Origin of the sequence: Parolsenella sp. LCP21S3_E11 (genome assembly GCF_052118165.1) — a bacterium.
In the GTDB taxonomy this organism is placed as follows: domain Bacteria; phylum Actinomycetota; class Coriobacteriia; order Coriobacteriales; family Atopobiaceae; genus Parolsenella.
This window is the reverse complement of the sequence record NZ_JBQKHS010000001.1, coordinates 593,293-613,137: the sequence shown is the minus strand read 5'-3', so window position 1 is coordinate 613,137 and position 19,845 is coordinate 593,293. Positions and strand designations below refer to the sequence as shown.

The window sequence follows — 19,845 nt, the reverse complement described above, 5'->3', positions numbered from 1 at the left end:
GCCAAACGAGTGCTAGGCGCGCCCAAGGAGCATGGGGCAGATACCCTCCCCCGCCTCGGTGCGGCCCATCGAACGACCTTCGAGCGATTCTAGTACAGCTGCGAGGTCATTAGGGAGTGTGTCGCGAAGCTCTACGGTCTCTCCGGACACGGGGTGCGCAAAAGAGACGCTCCACGAGTGCAGGAACTGCCTCGTGAGACCAAGATTCTGGGCAAGGTCGCCGCGTCCATAGAGCGGGTCGCCGATAACCTGGTGGTTGATGTGACGCATGTGAACGCGAATCTGGTGCGTACGGCCGGTGTAGAGATGGCACTCGAGCAGCGTGTAGCCCTCGTCGCGACGGGCCGCCTCGAAACGCTCGAGGACACGGAAAGTCGTGATCGCCTCACGCGCACCCGGCTCGTCAGAGACGGCCATGCGGATGCGGTCGCGCGTGGAGCGCGCGATGCCCGTGTCGATGGTGCCCGAATCCGCGGCGACATAGCCCCAGACCAGCGTGACATAGCGGCGGTCGAGGGTCCTCAGACGAATGAGGTCTTGGAGCGCCTTCTGAGTTGAATCATCCTTGGCGGCAAGCATGAGACCGGAGGTATCCATGTCGAGGCGGTGGACGATGCCCGGACGGTCATCACCCTGAAGCGTCCCCAGGTGAGCGAGCCCGCAGTGGGCAACGAGGGCGTTCGCGAGGGTGTCATCAACGTGGCCGGGGCTCGGGTGGCAGACGAGGCCCGGCTGCTTGGAGAGCACGATGAGATGCTCGTCCTCATAGCGGATGTCGAGGTCGATATAGGGGTTGGGCGCGAGGCCTCCCTCGGGCACGAGGGGCTCGGGGTCGTCAACCGTGGCGCGCACCCTGTCTCCGAGAAGGACCTTCTCGCTCTTCGAGGTCGCTGGCGTGTCATTGATCGTGACGAGACCCTGCTCCACGAGTTTTGAGCAGGCGGATCGAGACGGCATGCCCTCGCCCGTCGCGAGGAACGCGTCGAGGCGACAGCCATCGAACTCCAGCCCCACAAGAAGGTCGACTATGCGCTGCGCCATGCTAATTCTCCTCGCGCGTGTTCTCGGCATTCGACGCGGCGTTGGCGGCACCCGAGTCATCCCCCGCCTCGCGAGCGGCATCCCAACGCCAGGCAAGCACGAACGCGATGACTACGCCGCAAGTGACAAAGATATCGGCGACGTTAAAGACCGGGAAGTCGATGAAGGTCGTGCAGAAGAAGTCAGTCACGCGGCCAGCCGCCACGCGGTCGATGAGATTACCCACTCCCCCGCCCGCGACGGCGCCAAGCGCGCAGACAAGCGAGGCGGGCATCTCGTGCTCGCGAGCGACCCAGATGGCAAGACCCAGGCAGATGGCGACGGCGAGCACGACGAAGATCCAGGTTGAGCCAGAGCCGATCGAGAATGCCGCGCCCGTGTTCATGATGAGGGAGAAATCAAGCACGCCAGGAATGAAGGGCACGGGGCCGCCGGCCAGCGCCTCGCGCGCCCAGGCCTTGCTGACCTGGTCAAGCGCGACGGCGCAGGCGGCGACCCCTGCAAACGCAGCTATGCGGCGAGAGCCCGTCAAGGCTACTCCGCCTTCGTGGCGGCCTCGGCAACGGCCTCGCTGCAGCGGCAGCACAGACCGTCGGCACCGAGCGGACGCCAGTTCCAGCAACGCGGGCACTTCTCGCCGTGGGCGGGAAGGACCTCGCAAGCGAGCTCGTCGCCAGAGGCGAGCTCGACCTCAGAGCAGACGAAGGCCTCAGCGAGGAGAGCCTCGGAGCCCTTGAGGAGCTCGTAGGGCTCCGCCGGAAGCGTCAGGACGCAACGCGTGGCCTGGCTGGTCTTCTCGGTGACGACGCCAGAGGCGAGAGCGGCCTCGTTGGCCTTGGTGTAGGCACCACGAGCCTCAAGCATGGCGTTGTAGGCGGGCAGCAGGGCCTCGACCTCGTCGTGGGCGAGAGGAGCCGTCCACCAATCGAGGAGAGCGGCAAACTTCTGGCCATCGCGAGCGGAGGCCGGGAGGTGCTCCATGACCTCGTCGCAAGTGAACGACAGGATCGGCTGGAGATCGCGAAGGAGCATCTCGAGCAGGTAGTACCAGCAGGTCTGAGCGCTGCGGCGGGTCTTGGCGGAAGGAGCGTCACAGTACATGCGATCCTTCGTGGCGTTCAGGTAGCCGTTGGAGAGCTCGGTGACGACGAAGTCATAGAGCGCACGATAGACCTGGTAGAAGCGGTAGCCGGCGTAGGCCTCGCTGACCTTCTCGTGCATCTCGCAGGCGCGAGCCAGCACGAGGCGGTCATACTCCTCCATCTCAGAGACCGGCACGAGGTCGCACTCGGAATCGAACTGGCCCTCGAGCTCGCCGAGGAGGAAGCGGAAGGTGTTGCGGAAGCGGCGGTAGGTGTCAGAGGTGCGCGCGAGAATCTCGTGGTCGACGGCGACGTCGTGGCTCGTGTCGGTGGAGGCGACCCAAAGGCGCAGGATGTCGGCGCCCATCTCGTCACAGACCTTGTTCGGGTCGATGACGTTACCGAGCGACTTGCTCATCTTGCGACCCTGGCCATCAAGCGTGAAGCCCTGGGAGACGACGGACTTGAACGGGGCGATGTCATTCGCGCCGAGCGAGGTCAAAAGCGAGCTCTGGAACCAGCCGCGGTGCTGGTCAGAACCCTCGAGGTACATGTCCGCCGGATACTGGAGCTCGTCACGGAACTCGCAGACGGCCTTCCAGGAAACGCCGGAGTCCCACCAAACGTCGAGGATGTCCTTGCCGGGCTTGAGGTGGTGACCGCCGCACTTGGGGCAGACGCAGGCATCGCCGAGGTAGGACTCGGGAGCGTCCGTGAACCAGGCGTCGGAGCCCTTCTCGTGGAAGAGCTTGATGACCGCGTCGAGCGTGGCGTCGTTCATGACGGTCTCGCCGCAGTCCTCGCAGGTAAAGCTCGGAATGGGCACGCCCCAGTTGCGTTGACGGGAGATGCACCAGTCAGGCCTGCCCTCGACCATCGCGCCGATGCGGTTCTTGGCGTGCTCGGGGTACCAAGCGACCTTGTTCTCGATGGTGTCGAGAGCCTCCTCGCGAAGGCCGGTCTTGTCCATGGAGATGAACCACTGGTCAGTGGCGCGGAAGAGAACGGGCTGGTGACAGCGCCAGCAGTGCGGATAGCTGTGGTTGATGTCCTCGTGGAGGATCAGCATGCCGCGCTCGTCGAGCCAGGCGATGATCTTCGGGTTGGCTTCGTTGACCTCGAGACCAGACCACGGGCCGCCGGTGCCCATGGTGTCACCAACGTAGAAGCGTCCATCGTCGTCGACGGGCATGACCACGGGAATACCGAACTTCTGGCCGGCGAGGTAGTCGTCGACGCCGTGGCCGGGAGCGGCGTGGACGATGCCGGTGCCGTCGTCGAGCGTGACGTAGTCAGCGTAGATGAACTCGCCCTCGACACCCTGATCGCCAAAGATCGGCTGCTTGTACTTGTTGTGGCAGAGCTCGGTGCCCGTCATGCTCCAGGGCTCGCCGTCCTCGTCGAGGACGAGCTCGACGTCGCCATAGCCAAACTTGGCGCAGTCGCGCTCGACCAGGGACTGAGCCATGAGCTCAACGTGGCCGTCGTGGATGACGGCAACGTAGGAGGCCTCCGGGTGCAGGATGACGGCGTCATCCGCAGGGAGGGTCCACGGGGTGGTGGTCCAGATGTCGACGAACAGTTTGCCCGCCCAGGCCTCGAGGCCGGCGGGGATGGTCGTCATCTCGAAGCGCACGAAGATGGCGGGGCTGACCTCGTCGCCGTACTCGATCTCAGCCTCGGCGAGAGCCGTGTGGCAGTGAGAGCACCAGTGGACGGGCTTGTGGCCGCGGTAGACCATGCCCTTGTCGAACATCTTCTTGAAAACCTCGATGTCGGCGGCATCATGCTGGTGGTAGAGCGTGAGGTAGGGATTGTCCCAGTCACCGAGGACGCCAAGGCGACGGAAGCCGGCCTTCTGGAGCTCGATGTTCTCGACGGCGAACTCGTTGCACATCTCGCGGATCTCTGAGGTGGGCATCTCGTTGAACTTGGCGGTGCCGACCTTCTCCTCGACCTTGTGCTCGATGGGCTGGCCATGGCAGTCCCAGCCGGGAACGTAGGGAACGTCGCGACCCATCATCGACCAGTAGCGGTTGATGATGTCCTTCGAGATCTTGTTCATGGCGTGGCCGATGTGGATCGGGCCGTTGGCGTACGGAGGGCCATCATGCAGGACGAACTTGTCATGACCCTCGTTCTTCTTGCGCGCCAGCTCATAGACCTTGTTGTCGTTCCAAGCCTTGAGGCGCTCGGGCTCGCGGGCAGCGAGGCTCGCCCTCATCGGGAAGCTCGTGCTCGGGAGGTTCATCGTCTGCTTGTACTCGTTTGCCACCTGCAAAAACTCCTTTCGCGGGCATTTGCCCACATCAGCCAAGCGCCCGCGCGCGTTACACGCGCACGAAAAAAGCGCCCGCCCCGACCGCCGGGACGAAGCGCCTGGATACGGCTCGCGCCGTGACGTTTCGCTTAACCACCCAGCGGGCGAGGAACTCGCCTTACTCGGCTGGCCCGTCACGGGGACCATTCCGGCGACGCCTACTGGGGACAACGCTTGCACGCGCCTGTTTGGGCCGCAGCTCCGGGGTGATTTTCGCTTGGGTGTGACTGCGGGCTCCCACCGTCCCCGTTCGCTCTATGCCACAGTGACCAGGCTACTCTTCCCCATCACAGCTTTTCGAGGGGATATCTTAACACGTATTCGACCGGCGATGAGACTCGCTTTAGGAAGTCGCGGAACCTTCTCCCGTCATGGCCGCATGCTCGGCCTTGACGGCCACGATGAGGCGGACGAGGGGCCAGGTGCGGTTCTCACGCGTGAGGGCGGCCTTGGCACCCACGACGCAATCCTCCTCGCGGCAGCGCGCGCAGAACTCCTCCACCTGGGGCTGAGTGAGGCCGCAAAGGAGAACGAACTCCCCCGCCGGCACCGGGCCCGCATAGGGCACGGGGCTCGGCCTCATCGCCGGGAGGCGGGCGAAGGCTCCCGCAGGGTCACCGAGATGCTCAGGCATGGCCGTGCGACAGACGAGGCCCATCTCGCGAAGCACGGAGCGCACGGCCGCTCCACGCTCCGAATCAGGGCCAAGCCCCCAGAGCACGGCGCAAGGCACCGGCCCCGAGGGCTTGGACTTGGATGAGCTCTTTTTGCTCTTGCCCGGCATTAGCCGAAGTAGCGCTCGAGCAGGCCCTTGAGGGCCTTGCCGTGACGGGCCTCGTCACGAGCCATCTCGTGGACGGTGTCGTGAATGGCGTCGAGGCCGTTCTTCTTGGCGCAGGAGGCAAGCTCGAACTTGCCCTGCGTAGCGCCGAACTCGCAGTCAACGCGCCAAGCGAGGTTGTCCTTCGTGGTGGCCTTCATGTTCGGCTCAAGCTCGGTACCAAGGAGTTCCGCGAACTTGGCGGCGTGCTCGGCCTCCTCGTAGGCGGCCTTCTCCCAGTAGAGACCGACCTCAGGGTAGCCCTCGCGGTGGGCGATGCGGGCCATGCAGAGGTACATGCCGACCTCAGAGCACTCACCAGTGAAGTTAGCCTTCAGCTGCTCGAGGATGTAGGCCTTGTCCTCGTCAGAGATCTCGGGGTTGTCCTTGACGGTCTTGTCATAGATGCCGTACTCGTGCTCGGCAGCGAGGGTGAGCTCACCCTCGACCTTCTCGAAAGCGCTGGCCGGAGCGTGGCAGACCGGGCACTCCGCGGGCGGCTCGGCGCCCTCGTAGATGTAACCGCAGACCTTGCAAACCCACTTATCCATAAAATCCTCCTTTGTTGTGGCGGCGCTCCCAGGCACCGCCATCCTCTCCTATGCATGACGGCCATTGCTGACCGAGATGTCTAAGCCTCGCTCACCTGGGACGACGCATTCTCATGCGCCTTCTGGCAAGCCGGACACACGCCGTCGAACTGAAGCTCGTGTCCACTCACAGCGTACCCAGACACGGCAGACGCCCTCTCGTCGAGAAGTGCCGGATCGTCAACGGCGGGCATGATCACGTCATCCACCCTTCCGCATTCGACGCAGTGAACGTGATAATGCGGGAAGGTCTGGTGATCGAAGTGATCCGCGCCGTTGTTGATCCTGACGCGCAGCACCACTCCCTCATCCGAGAGCCTCGAAAGCGTGCGAAAGACCGTTGCCCTGCTGATGGAGGGATGCGTGGCATGAACGGTCTCATAGACCTCATCCGCCGTGGGATGATTAGCAAGCCTGACAAGCGCGTCATGAATGATTGCCTTCTGGACCGTGTTTCTTGCCGCCATGTCCCCTCCTTCCTTATGTGAGCTAATTAGTAGTATATCAAATTGCGACTAGATATCAATAGGTATTTTCTACTATTTAGTTAGCCTTAGTTGATACTTGCCGAGCGCCAGCTATCCCAAAGGCTTGTTTGAGGCAACGCTGGATGGGAGCGAGGAGAACGATGTCAAGAACGGATGCCGCGCACCATGAGAGCGCGTACGAGGCAAAGGTCGCCACCAGCCAGAGGAAAACGCGCGTGGCGCCATCAAAAGCCGCAAGGTCGACATGCCCAAAAACGAGCACGATGGCAGCGGCTTGAAAGAGATAAATCGAATAGCTGCGGCGGCTCGTCCACTCTATAAAACGCGTTGCGCGAGAGCCCCTCACGCGGACCCCCGCCGCAAGCACGAACGCCCCCACCGTGGAGAAAACCCAAAGATGGCTGGGATTGGAGCGTTCGAAGCCGAACTGCGCGAGGAGGGCGTCGCCAACCCAGAAGAGAAGACCGAGAAGAAGGGCGTGGTTGCGGGCTTCGCCCGACGTGACCGACCCGAGGCGACGGAGCGCATAGCCCATGCAGAAGAAGAGCGGGTATCCAAAGAGCGGCTCCATGCGCGCCGGGATGAGGTGAAGCAGGGTCGAAGAGAGATCAGCCGCCCAGGTCACGCCAAACGCAGAAAGCGAGGCGACGAGATCGCAGGCGACGCCCCAGAGGGAGAGCGCAATAACGACCTTAACGAGCAGCCTGAGCTGAGAGTCGCTTAGGGCCTCAAGCATGACGAACAGGAACGGGGCACCCAGGAGCATCGGTATGAGAACGGGGACGAACCACCACGCGCCAGAGATGATGCTCGAAGCGAAGGCGAGATAGCCCGCGGGGGAAACGGCGGAGGAAGCGTCCCCGTCAAGCCCCAAAGCGCCCAGATAGCCAAACCTCGCCGCAAAGGCATAGGCCACGACGGAATAGACGATGATCGGCACGACAACGCTCACGAACTTACCAAGGTAATAGTCGCGCAACGTTCCCTTGAGCGGCCGGATTGCGAAATAGCCCGAGAGGGCGAAGAACACAGGGTCACAGAGAAGGAAGAGCTTCGCGAGACCCTCGGTAACATCAGCGCCGCACACGACTCCGAGATACGGGACGGCGTGAACCGCGACGACGGCAAACATCGCCACGGACCTAAGAAGATCGAGCCCCACATCCCTCTCGCCTGAGCCTGCTCCCACGTCGCCTCCCTCATGTCTCTCGATCGATCCAACCAAATAACGCCCGGATACCATCATAGATGACATCCCGGACGTTAATAGCGCAGGGGTTCCCCGGCACATGGCCTGGGGAGCCCCATCACCTATTCCTGAGTCTTGGGAAGCGTAGGAGCAAAGCCGTCGTCACGCGTGAAGATGTTCATGAACTCCTCGCCCGTGATCGTCTCCTTCTTCTGGAGGTAGTGGGCAATCTCATGTAGCTTGAAGCGATGGGCCTTAAGCGTGTTGAGGGCGGTCTGATGGCCTTCCTCGACCAGACGCTGAACCTCCGCGTCAATCTGCTGCGCGGTTCCCTCCGAGCAGGTGAGCTCGGCGCCGCCACCCAGGTAACGGTTACGCTGCTGGCCAAGAGCGACCATGCCAAACTTATCGCTCATACCAAGCTGGGTGACCATGGCGCGGGCGATGGAGGTTGCCTTCTCGATATCGTTGCTTGCACCACTCGTCATCTCGCCGAAGATGATCTCCTCGGCGGCGCGGCCACCGCATAGAACGGCGATCTTGTTCTTCGCCTCCTGGCGGGTCGTGAGGAAGTGCTCGTCCTCCTCGACCTGCATGGTAAAGCCGAGGGCGCCGGAGGTACGCGGAACAATGGTGATCTTGGAGACGGGGGCGGAGCCCTTTTGAGCCGCGGCGACAATGGCGTGGCCCGTCTCGTGGTAGGCGACGACCTCCTTCTCGTGCTCGGAGAGAACGGTCGACTTCTTCTTCTCACCTGCGATGACGACGTCGACCGACTCGACGAGGTCCTCCTGGGTCACACGCTTGCGACCAAAGCGAACGGCGCGCAGGGCGGACTCGTTGATGATGTTTGCGAGGTCAGCACCAGAGGCGCCAGGCGTCGAACGAGCGATGACGCCAAGGTCGATGCCATTCTCCATCTTCACGTCATTCGCGTGGATGCGAAGGATGGCCTCGCGACCAGCGAGGTCAGGGAGCTCGACGGGGATGCGGCGGTCGAAGCGGCCGGGACGCAGAAGAGCCTGGTCGAGGGACTCGGGGCGGTTCGTCGCGGCAAGGACCACGATGCCCTTCTGGTTATCGAAACCGTCCATCTCGGAAAGGAGCTGGTTCAGGGTCTGCTCGCGCTCGTCGTTGGAGTTGAGGGAGCCATCGCGCTTCTTGCCCACGGCGTCAATCTCGTCGATGAAAATGATGCAGGGAGCCTTCTCCTTGGCCTGCTTGAACAGGTCGCGGACCTTCGCGGCGCCACGGCCGACGAACATCTCGACGAACTCAGAACCGGCGATCTGGAAGAACGGAACGCCAGCCTCACCAGCGACGGCCTTTGCGAGCAGTGTCTTGCCCGTACCCGGAGGACCAACGAGAAGCGCGCCACGCGGGCAGCGAGCGCCAATCTCGGTGTACTTACCGGGGTTCTTGAGGAAGCTGACGATCTCCTGGAGCGACTCTTTGGCCTCGTCCTGGCCGGCGACGTCCGCGAACTTGACGCCCGTCTCGGTGCCCTTGACCTCCTTGGCGTGGCTCTTGCCGAGCCCGCCGCCCATGCCAAAGCCACCACCGCCGAAGTTCATGGACGGGCCGTCATCACCCATCATCTTCTTCATGCGACGGTTAAGCCAGATACCGCCAACGATCGCCAGAAGCACGGGCAGGCCATAGACAAGCAGCATGTACATCCACAGCCCGGAGTTCTGGTCCGCGATCTGGGCTGAATAGGTGACGTTGTGCTTGTTCAGGCGCTCAGAGAGCGTGTCGTCATTGGGCCACATGGTGGCTCGATAGGTGACGTTATCCTCGTCCTTGCTCGTGAACGTGATCTTGCCGCTGTTGGTGTCGAGGCTGACCTCGTCAACCTTGTTGTCATCAACCATGTCGATGAACTCGCTGTACGAGACCTCACGCACCTGGGCGCGCTCGAGGCTTGGGTACACCACCGATTGCAACGCAACGATCGCCGCGATGGCGATGATCACGTACAAGATCATCGATTGGCGCTTTTTCTTGTCGTTCATTGTCCGTCCTTGGCTTCGGCTTTAGATGGAGTCAAGGATACCCATGCGGACGCTCCTAAAACAGACGACCGTACGATTACTGAAAAGCTAGGCAGCGTCACCGCGTTCAGGCAGCTCGCCGTTTCGGTAGGCGTCGAGAAGGGCCGTCAGGTCATCGATCTGGGCACGAATGTGAGCGCCCGTGTCCGTGTCCGCGACCTTCAGCGGACGAGGATTCACCTCGAGCTGGTCATCATCTGAATAGATGTCGCCACGGTCTGCCACAACGTCGCCTATCTCGTCATAAGGGCGGTGCGCCTTGATCCTCATGCCATTAGCGTCAACGATGAGCGTGTAGCCAGCGATGCCCGTCTTCGAGTGGTAGGCGCGGCAGAAGCCGCCATCGATGACGAGACGTTTGCCGGCGCCACGGATTGGAGTCTCTCCGGAAGCCTTCGACACGGGCGTGTGGCCGTTGATGATGTGGCCACCCTCGCCATAGAGGCCAAACTCCTCAAGCACGTGCTGACAGACATCGGGCCTGCAGGCGAGCTCGAAGTAGGGATCCTGGTCCTCGACCCACGTCGAGCGGTCCTTCACGAAGGTGCGCTCGAAAGTCTTCACCTTGCGACCGGCGAGCGGGCTCGAGAGGCCGCACCACATGTACCACATCCAGTCGAGCGTCTCCTCGGAGTGGTCGTGCCAGGCACGACGAGCGATGCGGTCGCACGCGTCGAGGTACGCGCGGCCGGCGATGTGGCGGTCCCCCACCCTGATCGGACGGAAGCTGCCGTCCTTGCGCATGGGAACGCAGCCATGGAAGAGGAGGTTGCCGTTGTAGGCAAGGTAGACAGAGCCATGCTCATAAAGGAAGTCAACATGGCGGCGGAGGCGACGACTGTTCGTGAAGCTGTCCACGAGGCTCGTGACGACACGTTGCTCGTCCTCCGTCAGCTCGTAAGGATGCTTCAGGTCGAGCGTTGGGAAGTCCTTCGTGGTGAGCTCGTACTCGTGCCCGCCGATACGGACCGTGCCCCTCTCGGCGTTCACATGCTCGAGAAGAAGCCTATCCCCCATGTCAAACTCGGGACGGCGAGCAATCACCTGCCCCATGAGCTTGAACATGATGACGGAGATGGCCTTCTCGGTGGGACTCAGCGACTCGCCGTCGCGGTAGGTCTTCTCAGCAAAGAGCGCGAGCTCGCGGAGCTGAATGCCGTAAGAGCCCTCGAGAATGTCGAGGGTGTCATAGTGGACGTTGTTGCGCACGACGGTTGCCACGCACACGGCAGAACCGGCTGCGGCGCCCATCCAGCAGATATCGTGGTTGCCCCACTGGATATCGAGCGAGTGGTAGCGCAAGAGGCGGTCTACGATGGCGTCGCCGTGGGCGCCGCGGTCATAGATGTCTCCCACAACGTGCACGTGATCGACGGCAAGGCGTTTGATGAGCGACGCCAGGCTGCGAATGAAGTGACCGGCGCTTCCCGTCTCGATGATCGACTCGATGATGCGCCCGTGATAGGCGGCGCGATCGGCCTGCTCGCCGGGGCTCGCGTGGAGGAGCTCGTCGATTATGTAGGCGTACGCCACCGGCATTGCCTTACGCACCTTTGAGCGGGTGTAGGCATCAGACAGGTAACGGGCGAGCTCGATAAGCATGCCGAGAGAGGCTCTATACCAGGAAGGCGTGTCCTGCTTCATCTCTTTGATGCGCCTGAGCTTCTCGTCGGGATAGTAGACGAGCGTGCAGAGCTCTGCCTGCTCGCTCGGGGTGAGGCGATGACGAAATACCGCGCGAACGCGCTCGCGAATAACGCCGGAGCAGTTGTTGATGATGTGGTCGAACTGCTCGAAGTCACCATGGACGTCAGAGATGAAATGCTCCGTCGCCTTTGGCAGGTTGAGGATTGCCTCGAGGTTGATGACCTCGGTGAAAACGGCTTGACAGGTAGGGAACTTCTCAGAGAGAAGCGTCAGGTACTTGATCTGCTGCTCTGTGACAAAGCTCTGCGGCACGGCGCACCCCCGTGGTCGATGGACGTTCTGCCATGGTATGCCGCACGCGCCGTTTTTAACGCACTGTTCCAGGATGCCCATAGATTGACCACGATTTACTGGTCAACTTACTATAGGAAATCCAATTAGCTCTGGCTTCAAAACGCAAGGCGCCCCGCCACATGGCAGGGCGCCAGTAGGCAATTCGTCTAGCGCGGCGCACGATGAACGATGCTCGAGCGAGGCCTAGTAGTGAACGACTACCACGTCACCGGTCTGGGTTGCGGAATAGAGGTCGGCGGCCTTATCGGATGGCAGGTTGATGCACCCGTGGCTGCCGGCGTACTTATAGATGGTGCCGCCAAAGCTTCCACGCCAGCTCGCGTCATGGAAGGCCCAGGCGTTATCGATGAAGGGCATCCAGTACTTCACGTGGCTGATGTAGGACGGCTGCTTCGTCACGGGGTCGATCGCACCACGGAGCTCGACGTCTCCGGATGCGCGATTGCCGTTGAGCGCGAAGACTCCCGTGGGCGTGTCATGGCCCTTGGAGTGGTCACCGGTGACACAATCAGACTCCCAGATGACCGCGCCCGAGTCGTCATACATACGAACGTGCTGCTCGGTGAGGTCGACATCGATGTAGCGATTGCCCCAATCCCTGCGACCCGCATCAGGAGCTGCGTTGGCCTCGTGCTTCGTGGGGACCGCGATGGGATCCGTAGAGCCGGCCTCGACAGCCTGCTGGAGCATGGGCGCCAGAGCCTCCTCGTCAATGGTCCAGCCATAGAGGTTCTCCCAGTGGCCCGTGCCGGCAGGAACGGTGACCTGCTTGCCGTCAGGGCGCGTGTAGGTACGCTCCGCGCCGCGGGTGTCATACAGGGCGCAGAAATCGGTCTTAAGCCACTCGTTCAGCTTGTTGGCGTCAATCGTGGCATTGAGCTGGTCATCCAGCGCGATCCAGTTCGAGATCTGGGCGCGGGTGACCTCGCCGGCCTGCATGCCGTTGAGCGTAAGCGGGATGTCCGCCTTCATGAAGCGATTCGCGTTCTGGGCGGCGGTGGCCAGGCTCGGCTCATCCTGCGTGACCCTGGCCTGAACGAGGCAGGAATCATCGAGCGTGATGCTCGCAGGCAGGCTCATGACATCCGTCGAGATCTTCTTGACGGTAGCGTCCATGTCGATGGCGGTACCAACCGTCTCGGGCACGACCTCGTACTGCTGCGTTTGCTCCGAGAAGCCAATCGTGGCATCCGTTGGCTGGGTCGCCGTCTTGTTAATCTCATCGACGAGGGGTGACAACAAAGCATCGAGCTGATCCTCATCAATGGAAGCACCCGTCGTAGGCTTGATGTCACGAGAGGCAAGGATGCGCAGGGGCCATTCCCAGGCATGCTGCTGCGAAACGATATCCCTAGTATAGGCGCCCTGGTCAAATGTCAGGTTAACGTCACTCCCGGAAAGGTCAAGGTCGATGCCGTCTCCCTTGACCTTCGTCTTATAGGTAGAGGCCTTGGAAGCGAACTCGGCGCTTACGTCACTCGCAAGCCTGAGTGAGACATCGGTGCCATCAAGCATGGTGTTAGGCATAAACAGAAATGAAAACGCAAGAACGCCGGCAAGGTAGGCTGCGAGGACGACGCCAGCGATCACCGCAAGGACGATGAGCGCGACCTTGCCCTTGCGACCTTCCGGCTTCTCAGGGGCAGCGGTGTGTTTTCCCATACTGGGCTTCGATTCTTTCCGCATTGAGGCTATCTGTCTTCCCCGGCCTACGCAGCCGCTTGTTTCCCGACACACAGTATGCTGTATCGTAGCGCATGGAGAAGACAATGACTCCCGCCATTCGGCTTCCATGGCATCGGTTTAACAGATAGCGACATTTGTCCCAACAAGGACGGGCATCAAGCCGCCTTGCCTCCGTCCGCGGGACCATAGCAAAGGGATAAGAGCATGGGCATCATTCGCATCGATTCCGCAAACGATCCGCGCCTTGACGTCTACGCGCGCCTTACGGATTGCCAGCTCAGGAGCCGACTCGAGTCCACCTCTGGCGTGCTCGTCGCCGAGAGCGAGAAGGTCGTTCGTCTCGCTATCGCACAGGGGCTCGAGCCCTTCTCCCTCTTGCTCGAAGAGAGACAGGTCGAGACGCAGGCGGACCTCGTGAGGCTCGTCGAGGGCATGGCGGGTGCCGAGGTCCTCGAGCACGCCGGCCATCTCGAGATAAAGCCGGTCGACGACCTCCCCGTCTACGTGCTCCCCCATGAGGAGATATCGAAGCTGGTGGGCTACAACGTGACGCGCGGCGTCCTCTGCGCCATGCGCCGCCCCACTGAGATGAGTGCAGCCGAGCTCCTCGCTTCCATGCCCGAAGCTCGCCGGGTTGCCATCCTTGAAGGCGTGACCGACGCCACGAACGTCGGGGCCGCCATGAGGAGCGCAGCGGCTCTTGGCGTAGACGCGGTGCTCCTCACTCCCACCTGCTGCGACCCCCTCGTGAGGCGCGCCGTCCGCGTGAGCATGGGAACCGTGTTCCAGGTGCCCTGGGCGCGCTTTGGCGTCTGGCCCAGCGCAGGCGCTGCAGATGCGGACGGCATGGCACTCCTCCGCAAGCTCGGCTTCAAGACCGCGGCGCTCGCCCTTCGCGACGATTCCTATTCACTTGGAGACCCTGAGCTTTACGGCATCGAGAAGCTCGCGATGCTCTTCGGCACCGAAGGCGATGGCCTGGCATCCGAGACGATCGAGGCGTGCGATCTCACCGTGCGCATCCCCATGCAGCACGGCGTAGACTCCCTGAATGTCGCCGCTGCGACAGCCGTCGCGTTCTGGGACCTCTGCAGATAAACGGCGGCGTGCCCCAACAGGTGAGGACCGCTAAAAAAAACGGGACCCGCCCACACGGACGGGTCCCGCAGACATCAAATCACCTGAAAAAGGGACTGTCCCTTTTTCAGGTCGGCATGCGCCGCAAGCGCAAGCGGTGCGCAGAGCAAACGTTGCTCTAGTTGAACTTCATCAGCTTCGAGGCGATGCGATAGATGCCCAGCGTGAACTTCTCTCCCGCCTTCGTGGGGAGGTTCGTCGCGATGCCCACGACGCCCATGCGCGCGCGGCGGTACATACGCTTGTCATAGTGCTTGAGGTGCACCCAGAGCTTGTCGCAGTTCTCCATGGCGTCCGGAGCATCGCTCAGGCGGGAGAAGATCGAGCAGACGGCCATCATCAGGGTGAAGTAGCCGACCATGTAGTTGCGGAGCTTCGTGCTCTCGACGTCGTCGTAGAGGTGATACGCGTCCATCATGACGCGCGTGACGCGCAGCTGCTGGTCGATGCGGCTGACCATAATCTTCTCGTTGACGGACTGGTCATCGCGACCAATGAGGTAACGATAGAGGTCGACGTCAAGGTAATAGAGCGTCTTGCAACGCGGCAGCGGCACATAGGCATAGATGTTGTCCACATAGAAGGTGTGGGGGGGCATCGGGACGCCGCCGTCACGAAGGACGTCGGTGCGATAGCACAGCGAGTGCATGAGCAGGTTCTGGGCCATGTTGAAGTGGCCGATCTTATCCCAGGTAATCACCTTGCCGCGCTTAAGCGCATACCTGAAGTCGACAACGTTGTTCGTGTTGTCCTCGACGTGCTCGTAGACGTAGTTGGTAATGACGAGGTCCACGCGCATGTCGCGCCACTCGAAGTCGCGAAGCGTCGAAAGGAGCTTTGAGAGGGCGTCCTCGTCAAGCCAGTCATCCGAGTCAACGACCTTGAAATAGAGGCCCTCGGCGTTCTCGAGCGCGGCAAGGACGGCCATGCCGTGCCCGCCGTTCTCCTGATGAACGGCCTTGATGATATTGGGATAGCGGTTCTGCCACTCAAGGGCCTTCTCGTACGTGTTGTCCTTGGTGGAGCCATCGTCAACGACGACGATCTGCACGTCATCGGCGTAGTCGCTGCCCTCGAGAATCGAGGTGATGCAGTGATCCATATACTCGGCCGAGTTATAGCACGGGATGCCGAAGGTTATGGTCTTGCCCTTTGCCATACGAGAAATCTCCTGGTTGCCCTCTGCCTTAGCAAGGCATTGCCTACACGGATAAGAGCGCCGGCGCCGCATGGACGCCGGCAACTCCCTGAAAGAACGAACTAGTTGTGAGCCGCGACGAGCTCGTCGGACAGGTCGAGCGCGCTGGCAACGACACCGTCCATGTCATAGTAGCGGTACTCGGCGAGTCGACCCACCGGGTGGAAGTTCGTGAGACGGCTCACGCGGTCGAGATAGCGCTGGTAAAGCGCCTTGTTCTCGTCCTCGAGAATGGCGTAGTAGGGAGTCTCGCCGCTCTCGGGCGTATAGGCCTTCGAGTACTCCTTCATGATCGTCGTCTTGCCCGGGACGACCTGGCCCGTCATGTTCTTGAACTCGGTGATGCGGGTGAAATCCTCCGTCGTGGTGTAGTTGACGGTACCCACGGGCTGGAACTGGTCCTCGTCGAGGGTCTCGAACACCATGTCAAGCGTACGATACGGAAGGGCGCCAAGGTCGAGGCCGAAGAGCTCGTCGAGCGGGCCCGTATAGACAATCTCACCGCCGTAGGGCTTGCCGCAGACCTTCGCGTAGTCCTCGTCGATCGTAAGGATGTCACGGACGTCGACACCGAGGAAGACGTCGATGAGGTCATGGTCGAGCAGGCGCTCGAAGAGCTTGGTGTAGCCCTCCGCCGGCATGCCCTGGTGGGCGACGCGCGGGAAGTAGCGCTCGTCATCGCCGACGAAGACCGGGACGCGGCCGGTGACGGAGGGGTCGACCTGGTCGGGCGTGGTGCCCCACTGCTTCATCGTGTAGTAGAGGAACACGTTCTTGTAAACGTAATCCGCGACCTCCTGGAGATCCGGATCGTTCTTCTCGCGAAGCTCGAGGATGGGGACCTTCTTGTTCTCGCCGAAGGTCTCGACGAGCTTCTGGTAGAGGGCCTCGCCGCGCTCCTCGCCAAAGGCGAGCTTCAGGCTCTTGTGGTTGAAGGGGACCGGCATGAGCGTGCCGTGGATGTTGGCGAGCACCTTGTGCTGGTAGTCCGTCCACTCGGTGAAGCGAGAAAGGAACTGGTGGACACGCTCGTCCTGCGTGTGATAGATGTGCGGACCATACTTGTGAACAAGAATGCCAGCCTCGTCCTCGTAGTCATACGCGTTACCAGCGATGTGGTCGCGGCGCTCGATGACGGCGACGCGGAAGCCACAGGCCTCCGCGAGACGGCGAGCACAGACCGAACCCGCATAGCCAGCTCCGACGACGATCATGTCGTAGCTGTCGGCAGAAAAACCAGCGGGAAGCCCGTTTGCGATACCCATTCATGTCCTCTCGACAAACTTGCGGTTCAAACGTGACGCACGCCATCGTTCTAGAGCGATAACGTGCGTCCAATCTGCATGTCATTCTATAGCAGACAACCTTATAATGACTATCGTGTCATCCATTGCCAGCAAAACGCCAAAAAAGGAGCGAACGTGAGCGATTTCCTAGATCGTATGAAGACTGCTGCAAAGGCTGAGAAGAAGACCATCGTCCTTCCCGAGGGCGAGGATCCGCGCACCATCGAGGCCGCCAAGAAGATCGTCGAGGAGGGCCTTGCCAACCTCGTCATCCTCGGCAACCCGGACGAGATCCAGGTTGAGGGTGTCACCGTCATCGACCCCCGCACCGCCGAGCGCAAGCAGGCCTACGCCGAGAAGTTCGCCGAGCTCCGCGCCAAGAAGGGCGTCACCCTTCCCGAGGCCCTCGAGCAGATGAACGACGCCACCTACTTCGGCACCATGATGGTCAAGATGGGTGACGCTGACGGTCTGGTCTCCGGCGCCTGCCACTCCACCGCCAACACCCTGCGTCCCGCCCTGCAGATCCTGAAGACAGCCCCGGGCACCAAGCTCGTCTCCGCCTTCTTCATTATGTGCACCAAGACCGAGCAGTATGGCGCCGACGGCACCCTCCTGTTCGCCGACTGCGGCCTGAATATCAACCCCAACGCCGACGAGCTCTCCGAGATCGCCCTTGCCTCCGCCGAGTCCTGGAAGGCCTTCATGCCCGGCGTCGAGCCCAAGGTCGCCATGCTCTCCTTCTCCACGATGGGCTCCGCCAAGGGCGATGTTCCCACCAAGGTCCAGGAGGCCGTCAAGCTCGCCAACGAGAAGAACCCCGAGCTCGCCCTCGATGGCGACCTGCAGCTCGACGCCGCTCTCGTTCAGAGCGTCGCTGATCTCAAGGCCCCGAACTCCACCGTCGCCGGCAACGCCAACATCCTCGTCTTCCCGGACCTCGAGGCTGGCAACATCGGCTACAAGCTCGTCCAGCGCTTCGGTGGCGCCGAGGCCTACGGCCCGATTCTCCAGGGCATCGCCAAGCCGGTGAACGACCTGTCCCGCGGCTGCTCCGCTGACGACATCGTGGGCGTCGTCGCCATCACCGCCGTCCAGGCCCAGATGGCCGAGTAACAGGTCATCACATATCGCACGCCAACGGGGCGCTCGCATTCACCTGCGGGCGCCCCGTTTTTGTGGCCTCGCAACCCGCGTCTAGGCGATATGGTGCGGGCCCGCGTTAAGGACGGCCTCGTCAAGCTCCGGATAGCGCTTGCCCATGTGGACCTCGAACATCGACGCGAGCTTCTCCGCCGCCTCGTCATAGGCCTCGCCCGTCGCCCAAGTATTGCGCGGGTTGAGCACCACGGGGCTCACGCCCGGGCACTCGACCGGGATATCGAGGTTGAGGCGATCGTCGTGCTCGTAGCCTGCGTTGTCGAGGTCACCCGAGAGTGCCGCCGCCACGAGTGAACGCGTCACGGCGAGACTGATGCGATAGCCCGTGCCATAGGCGCCGCCCTGCCAGCCCGTGTTCACGAGGTACACGCGAGCGTGAGTCTTGTCGATGCGCGATCCCAGCATGTCTGCGTAGACGCTGGGCGCAAGCGGCATGAACGGCTCGCCGAAGAGCGCGGAGAACGTGGGTTGGGGCTCGACGACGCCCTCCTCCGTACCGGCGACCTTCGAGGTGAAGCCGGCCATGAAGTGGTACATGGCGGCCTCGCGCGAGAGCTTGGAGATCGGGGGAAGAACGCCAAAGGCGTCACACGTAAGGAACAGGACTACGCTCGGCACGCCGCCACGCCCGTCGAGCTTGACGCTCTTGATGTGCTCCACGGGATACGCGACGCGCGTGTTCTGGGTGCGCGAGACGTCCGTGTAGTCCGGTTCGCGGCTCTCCGGGTCGAGAATGACGTTCTCGCACACGGCACCAAAGCGAATAGCCTGATAGATATCGGGCTCAGCGATGGGACTCAGGTCGATGGCCTTGGCGTAGCAGCCGCCCTCGATGTTGAAGATGCCATGCTCTGACCAACCGTGCTCGTCATCACCGATGAGCAGGCGGTTGGGGTCTGCGGAAAGCGTCGTCTTGCCGGTGCCGGAAAGGCCAAAGAGGACGGCGGTCTGGCCGGTCTGCGGGTCGATGTTCGCCGAGCAGTGCATGGACAGCACGTCATCCTCGACCGGGAGCAGATAGTTCATGTAGGAGAAGATCGCTTTCTTGATCTCTCCGGAATAGCCGGTGCCGGCGACCACGATACCTCCGTGGGCGAGGTCAAGGATGACGGCCGCGGAGGAATTGACGCCATCGGACTCCGGGTCGCAGTGATAGCCCGGGGCAGCGAGGACGTAGATGTCCGGCTCGCCGAAGCTCGCGAGCTCGCGTGCCGACGGGCGAACGAGCATCTGGTGGATGAACAGTGCCTGGCTCGCACGCTCGCAGATGACGCAAACCTTGCGGGAGTGGTTGCGGTCAGACCCGGCAAAGCCACGGACAACGTAGAGCTCGCGCCCGTAAAGATAGCCAGCGACGCCCGAGCAGATGCGCTCGTAGCTCTCGCGCGAAATGGGGGCGTTGACCTTACCCCAGCAAACTTTGTCATGAATCGCCGGATCATCGACCACGAAGCGATCGAGCGGAGAGCGCCCCGTGCGCTCCCCCGTGTCGACGACAAGAGAGCCATTCGATGCGAGTACGCCCTCGCCGTTGGCAAGGGCCGCTTCGACGAGCCTCGCGGGCGCAAGGTCCTCGTTCACCCTGGCGCTGCCAGGAACCGCTTGTTCACGCTTGAGAAGACGCCCCATAAGTGTCTGCTTCATGATGGTTGCCTCCAATATCCCCTACCTCGCAAGGCGAGGTGATGTGCCTCTGCCTCGCAAAAACGAGCCTTTGCCCAGGCTCGCGCGGCGCGAGACGTCATTGGCGCTTTGATACCCAATGACATGAGAGCGAAAGCGCCCCCAACGG

Annotated in this window: 15 protein-coding genes; 2 read left to right on the top strand and 13 right to left on the bottom strand. The window is 62.0% G+C overall.

Annotated elements, in window-relative coordinates; translation table 11 throughout:
• Positions 1-12 precede the first annotated feature (12 nt).
• From ACTQ1Z_RS02670 to ACTQ1Z_RS02625, 10 genes are all read right to left on the bottom strand, one after another.
• Positions 13-1,041, bottom strand: coding sequence for an RluA family pseudouridine synthase (locus ACTQ1Z_RS02670; protein WP_320680255.1), 1,029 nt, complete (start codon positions 1,039-1,041; stop codon positions 13-15).
• A 1-nt stretch (position 1,042) separates the two neighbouring features.
• Positions 1,043-1,573 (bottom strand): signal peptidase II, encoded by a 531-nt coding sequence (lspA, locus tag ACTQ1Z_RS02665; protein WP_320680254.1) that lies wholly within the window; start codon positions 1,571-1,573, stop codon positions 1,043-1,045.
• A 2-nt stretch (positions 1,574-1,575) separates the two neighbouring features.
• Positions 1,576-4,398 (bottom strand): isoleucine--tRNA ligase, encoded by a 2,823-nt coding sequence (gene ileS / locus ACTQ1Z_RS02660; RefSeq protein WP_441858520.1) that lies wholly within the window; start codon positions 4,396-4,398, stop codon positions 1,576-1,578.
• A gap of 388 nt (positions 4,399-4,786) precedes the next feature.
• A complete protein-coding gene (locus ACTQ1Z_RS02655) occupies positions 4,787-5,122 on the bottom strand; it encodes a DUF3783 domain-containing protein (RefSeq protein ID WP_320680252.1) in 336 nt (111 codons plus the stop codon).
• A gap of 104 nt (positions 5,123-5,226) precedes the next feature.
• Positions 5,227-5,814 carry an NADH peroxidase gene (locus ACTQ1Z_RS02650; RefSeq protein WP_293814086.1) on the bottom strand — a complete coding sequence of 196 codons (588 nt, stop codon included), beginning with the start codon at positions 5,812-5,814 and terminating at the stop codon, positions 5,227-5,229.
• A gap of 80 nt (positions 5,815-5,894) precedes the next feature.
• Entirely contained in the window at positions 5,895-6,320 is a 426-nt protein-coding gene (locus tag ACTQ1Z_RS02645) for a Fur family transcriptional regulator (RefSeq protein ID WP_320680250.1), read from the bottom strand.
• 76 nt (positions 6,321-6,396) lie between these two features.
• Positions 6,397-7,530, bottom strand: a complete 1,134-nt coding sequence (locus ACTQ1Z_RS02640; protein WP_441858517.1) for an acyltransferase — start codon at positions 7,528-7,530, stop codon at positions 6,397-6,399.
• A 122-nt stretch (positions 7,531-7,652) separates the two neighbouring features.
• On the bottom strand, positions 7,653-9,545 hold the full coding sequence (gene ftsH, locus ACTQ1Z_RS02635) for an ATP-dependent zinc metalloprotease FtsH (RefSeq protein ID WP_320680246.1): 1,893 nt from the start codon (positions 9,543-9,545) through the stop codon (positions 7,653-7,655).
• A gap of 87 nt (positions 9,546-9,632) precedes the next feature.
• Entirely contained in the window at positions 9,633-11,543 is a 1,911-nt protein-coding gene (locus tag ACTQ1Z_RS02630; RefSeq protein ID WP_441858514.1) for a fructose-1,6-bisphosphatase, read from the bottom strand.
• A 225-nt stretch (positions 11,544-11,768) separates the two neighbouring features.
• Positions 11,769-13,247 carry a L,D-transpeptidase family protein gene (locus tag ACTQ1Z_RS02625; protein ID WP_320680244.1) on the bottom strand — a complete coding sequence of 493 codons (1,479 nt, stop codon included), beginning with the start codon at positions 13,245-13,247 and terminating at the stop codon, positions 11,769-11,771.
• A gap of 228 nt (positions 13,248-13,475) precedes the next feature.
• Here ACTQ1Z_RS02625 and ACTQ1Z_RS02620 point away from each other — a divergent pair, with 228 nt between their 5' ends.
• Positions 13,476-14,369, top strand: a complete 894-nt coding sequence (locus ACTQ1Z_RS02620; RefSeq protein WP_320680243.1) for a TrmH family RNA methyltransferase — start codon at positions 13,476-13,478, stop codon at positions 14,367-14,369.
• A 157-nt stretch (positions 14,370-14,526) separates the two neighbouring features.
• On the opposite strand, the gene ACTQ1Z_RS02615 is transcribed toward ACTQ1Z_RS02620, so the two are convergent.
• Positions 14,527-15,567, bottom strand: coding sequence for a glycosyltransferase family 2 protein (locus ACTQ1Z_RS02615; RefSeq protein WP_320680242.1), 1,041 nt, complete (start codon positions 15,565-15,567; stop codon positions 14,527-14,529).
• Positions 15,568-15,668: 101 nt separating this feature from the next.
• Positions 15,669-16,871, bottom strand: a complete 1,203-nt coding sequence (glf, locus tag ACTQ1Z_RS02610; RefSeq protein ID WP_293814078.1) for a UDP-galactopyranose mutase — start codon at positions 16,869-16,871, stop codon at positions 15,669-15,671.
• A 156-nt stretch (positions 16,872-17,027) separates the two neighbouring features.
• Between glf and pta the strand changes: the two genes are divergently transcribed.
• Positions 17,028-18,008 carry a phosphate acetyltransferase gene (gene pta, locus ACTQ1Z_RS02605; protein ID WP_293834462.1) on the top strand — a complete coding sequence of 327 codons (981 nt, stop codon included), beginning with the start codon at positions 17,028-17,030 and terminating at the stop codon, positions 18,006-18,008.
• An 81-nt stretch (positions 18,009-18,089) separates the two neighbouring features.
• Here the strand turns inward: pta and pckA are convergent, their stop codons facing one another.
• Positions 18,090-19,697 (bottom strand): phosphoenolpyruvate carboxykinase (ATP), encoded by a 1,608-nt coding sequence (pckA, locus tag ACTQ1Z_RS02600; RefSeq protein ID WP_441858511.1) that lies wholly within the window; start codon positions 19,695-19,697, stop codon positions 18,090-18,092.
• Between the last annotated feature and the right edge of the window lie 148 nt (positions 19,698-19,845).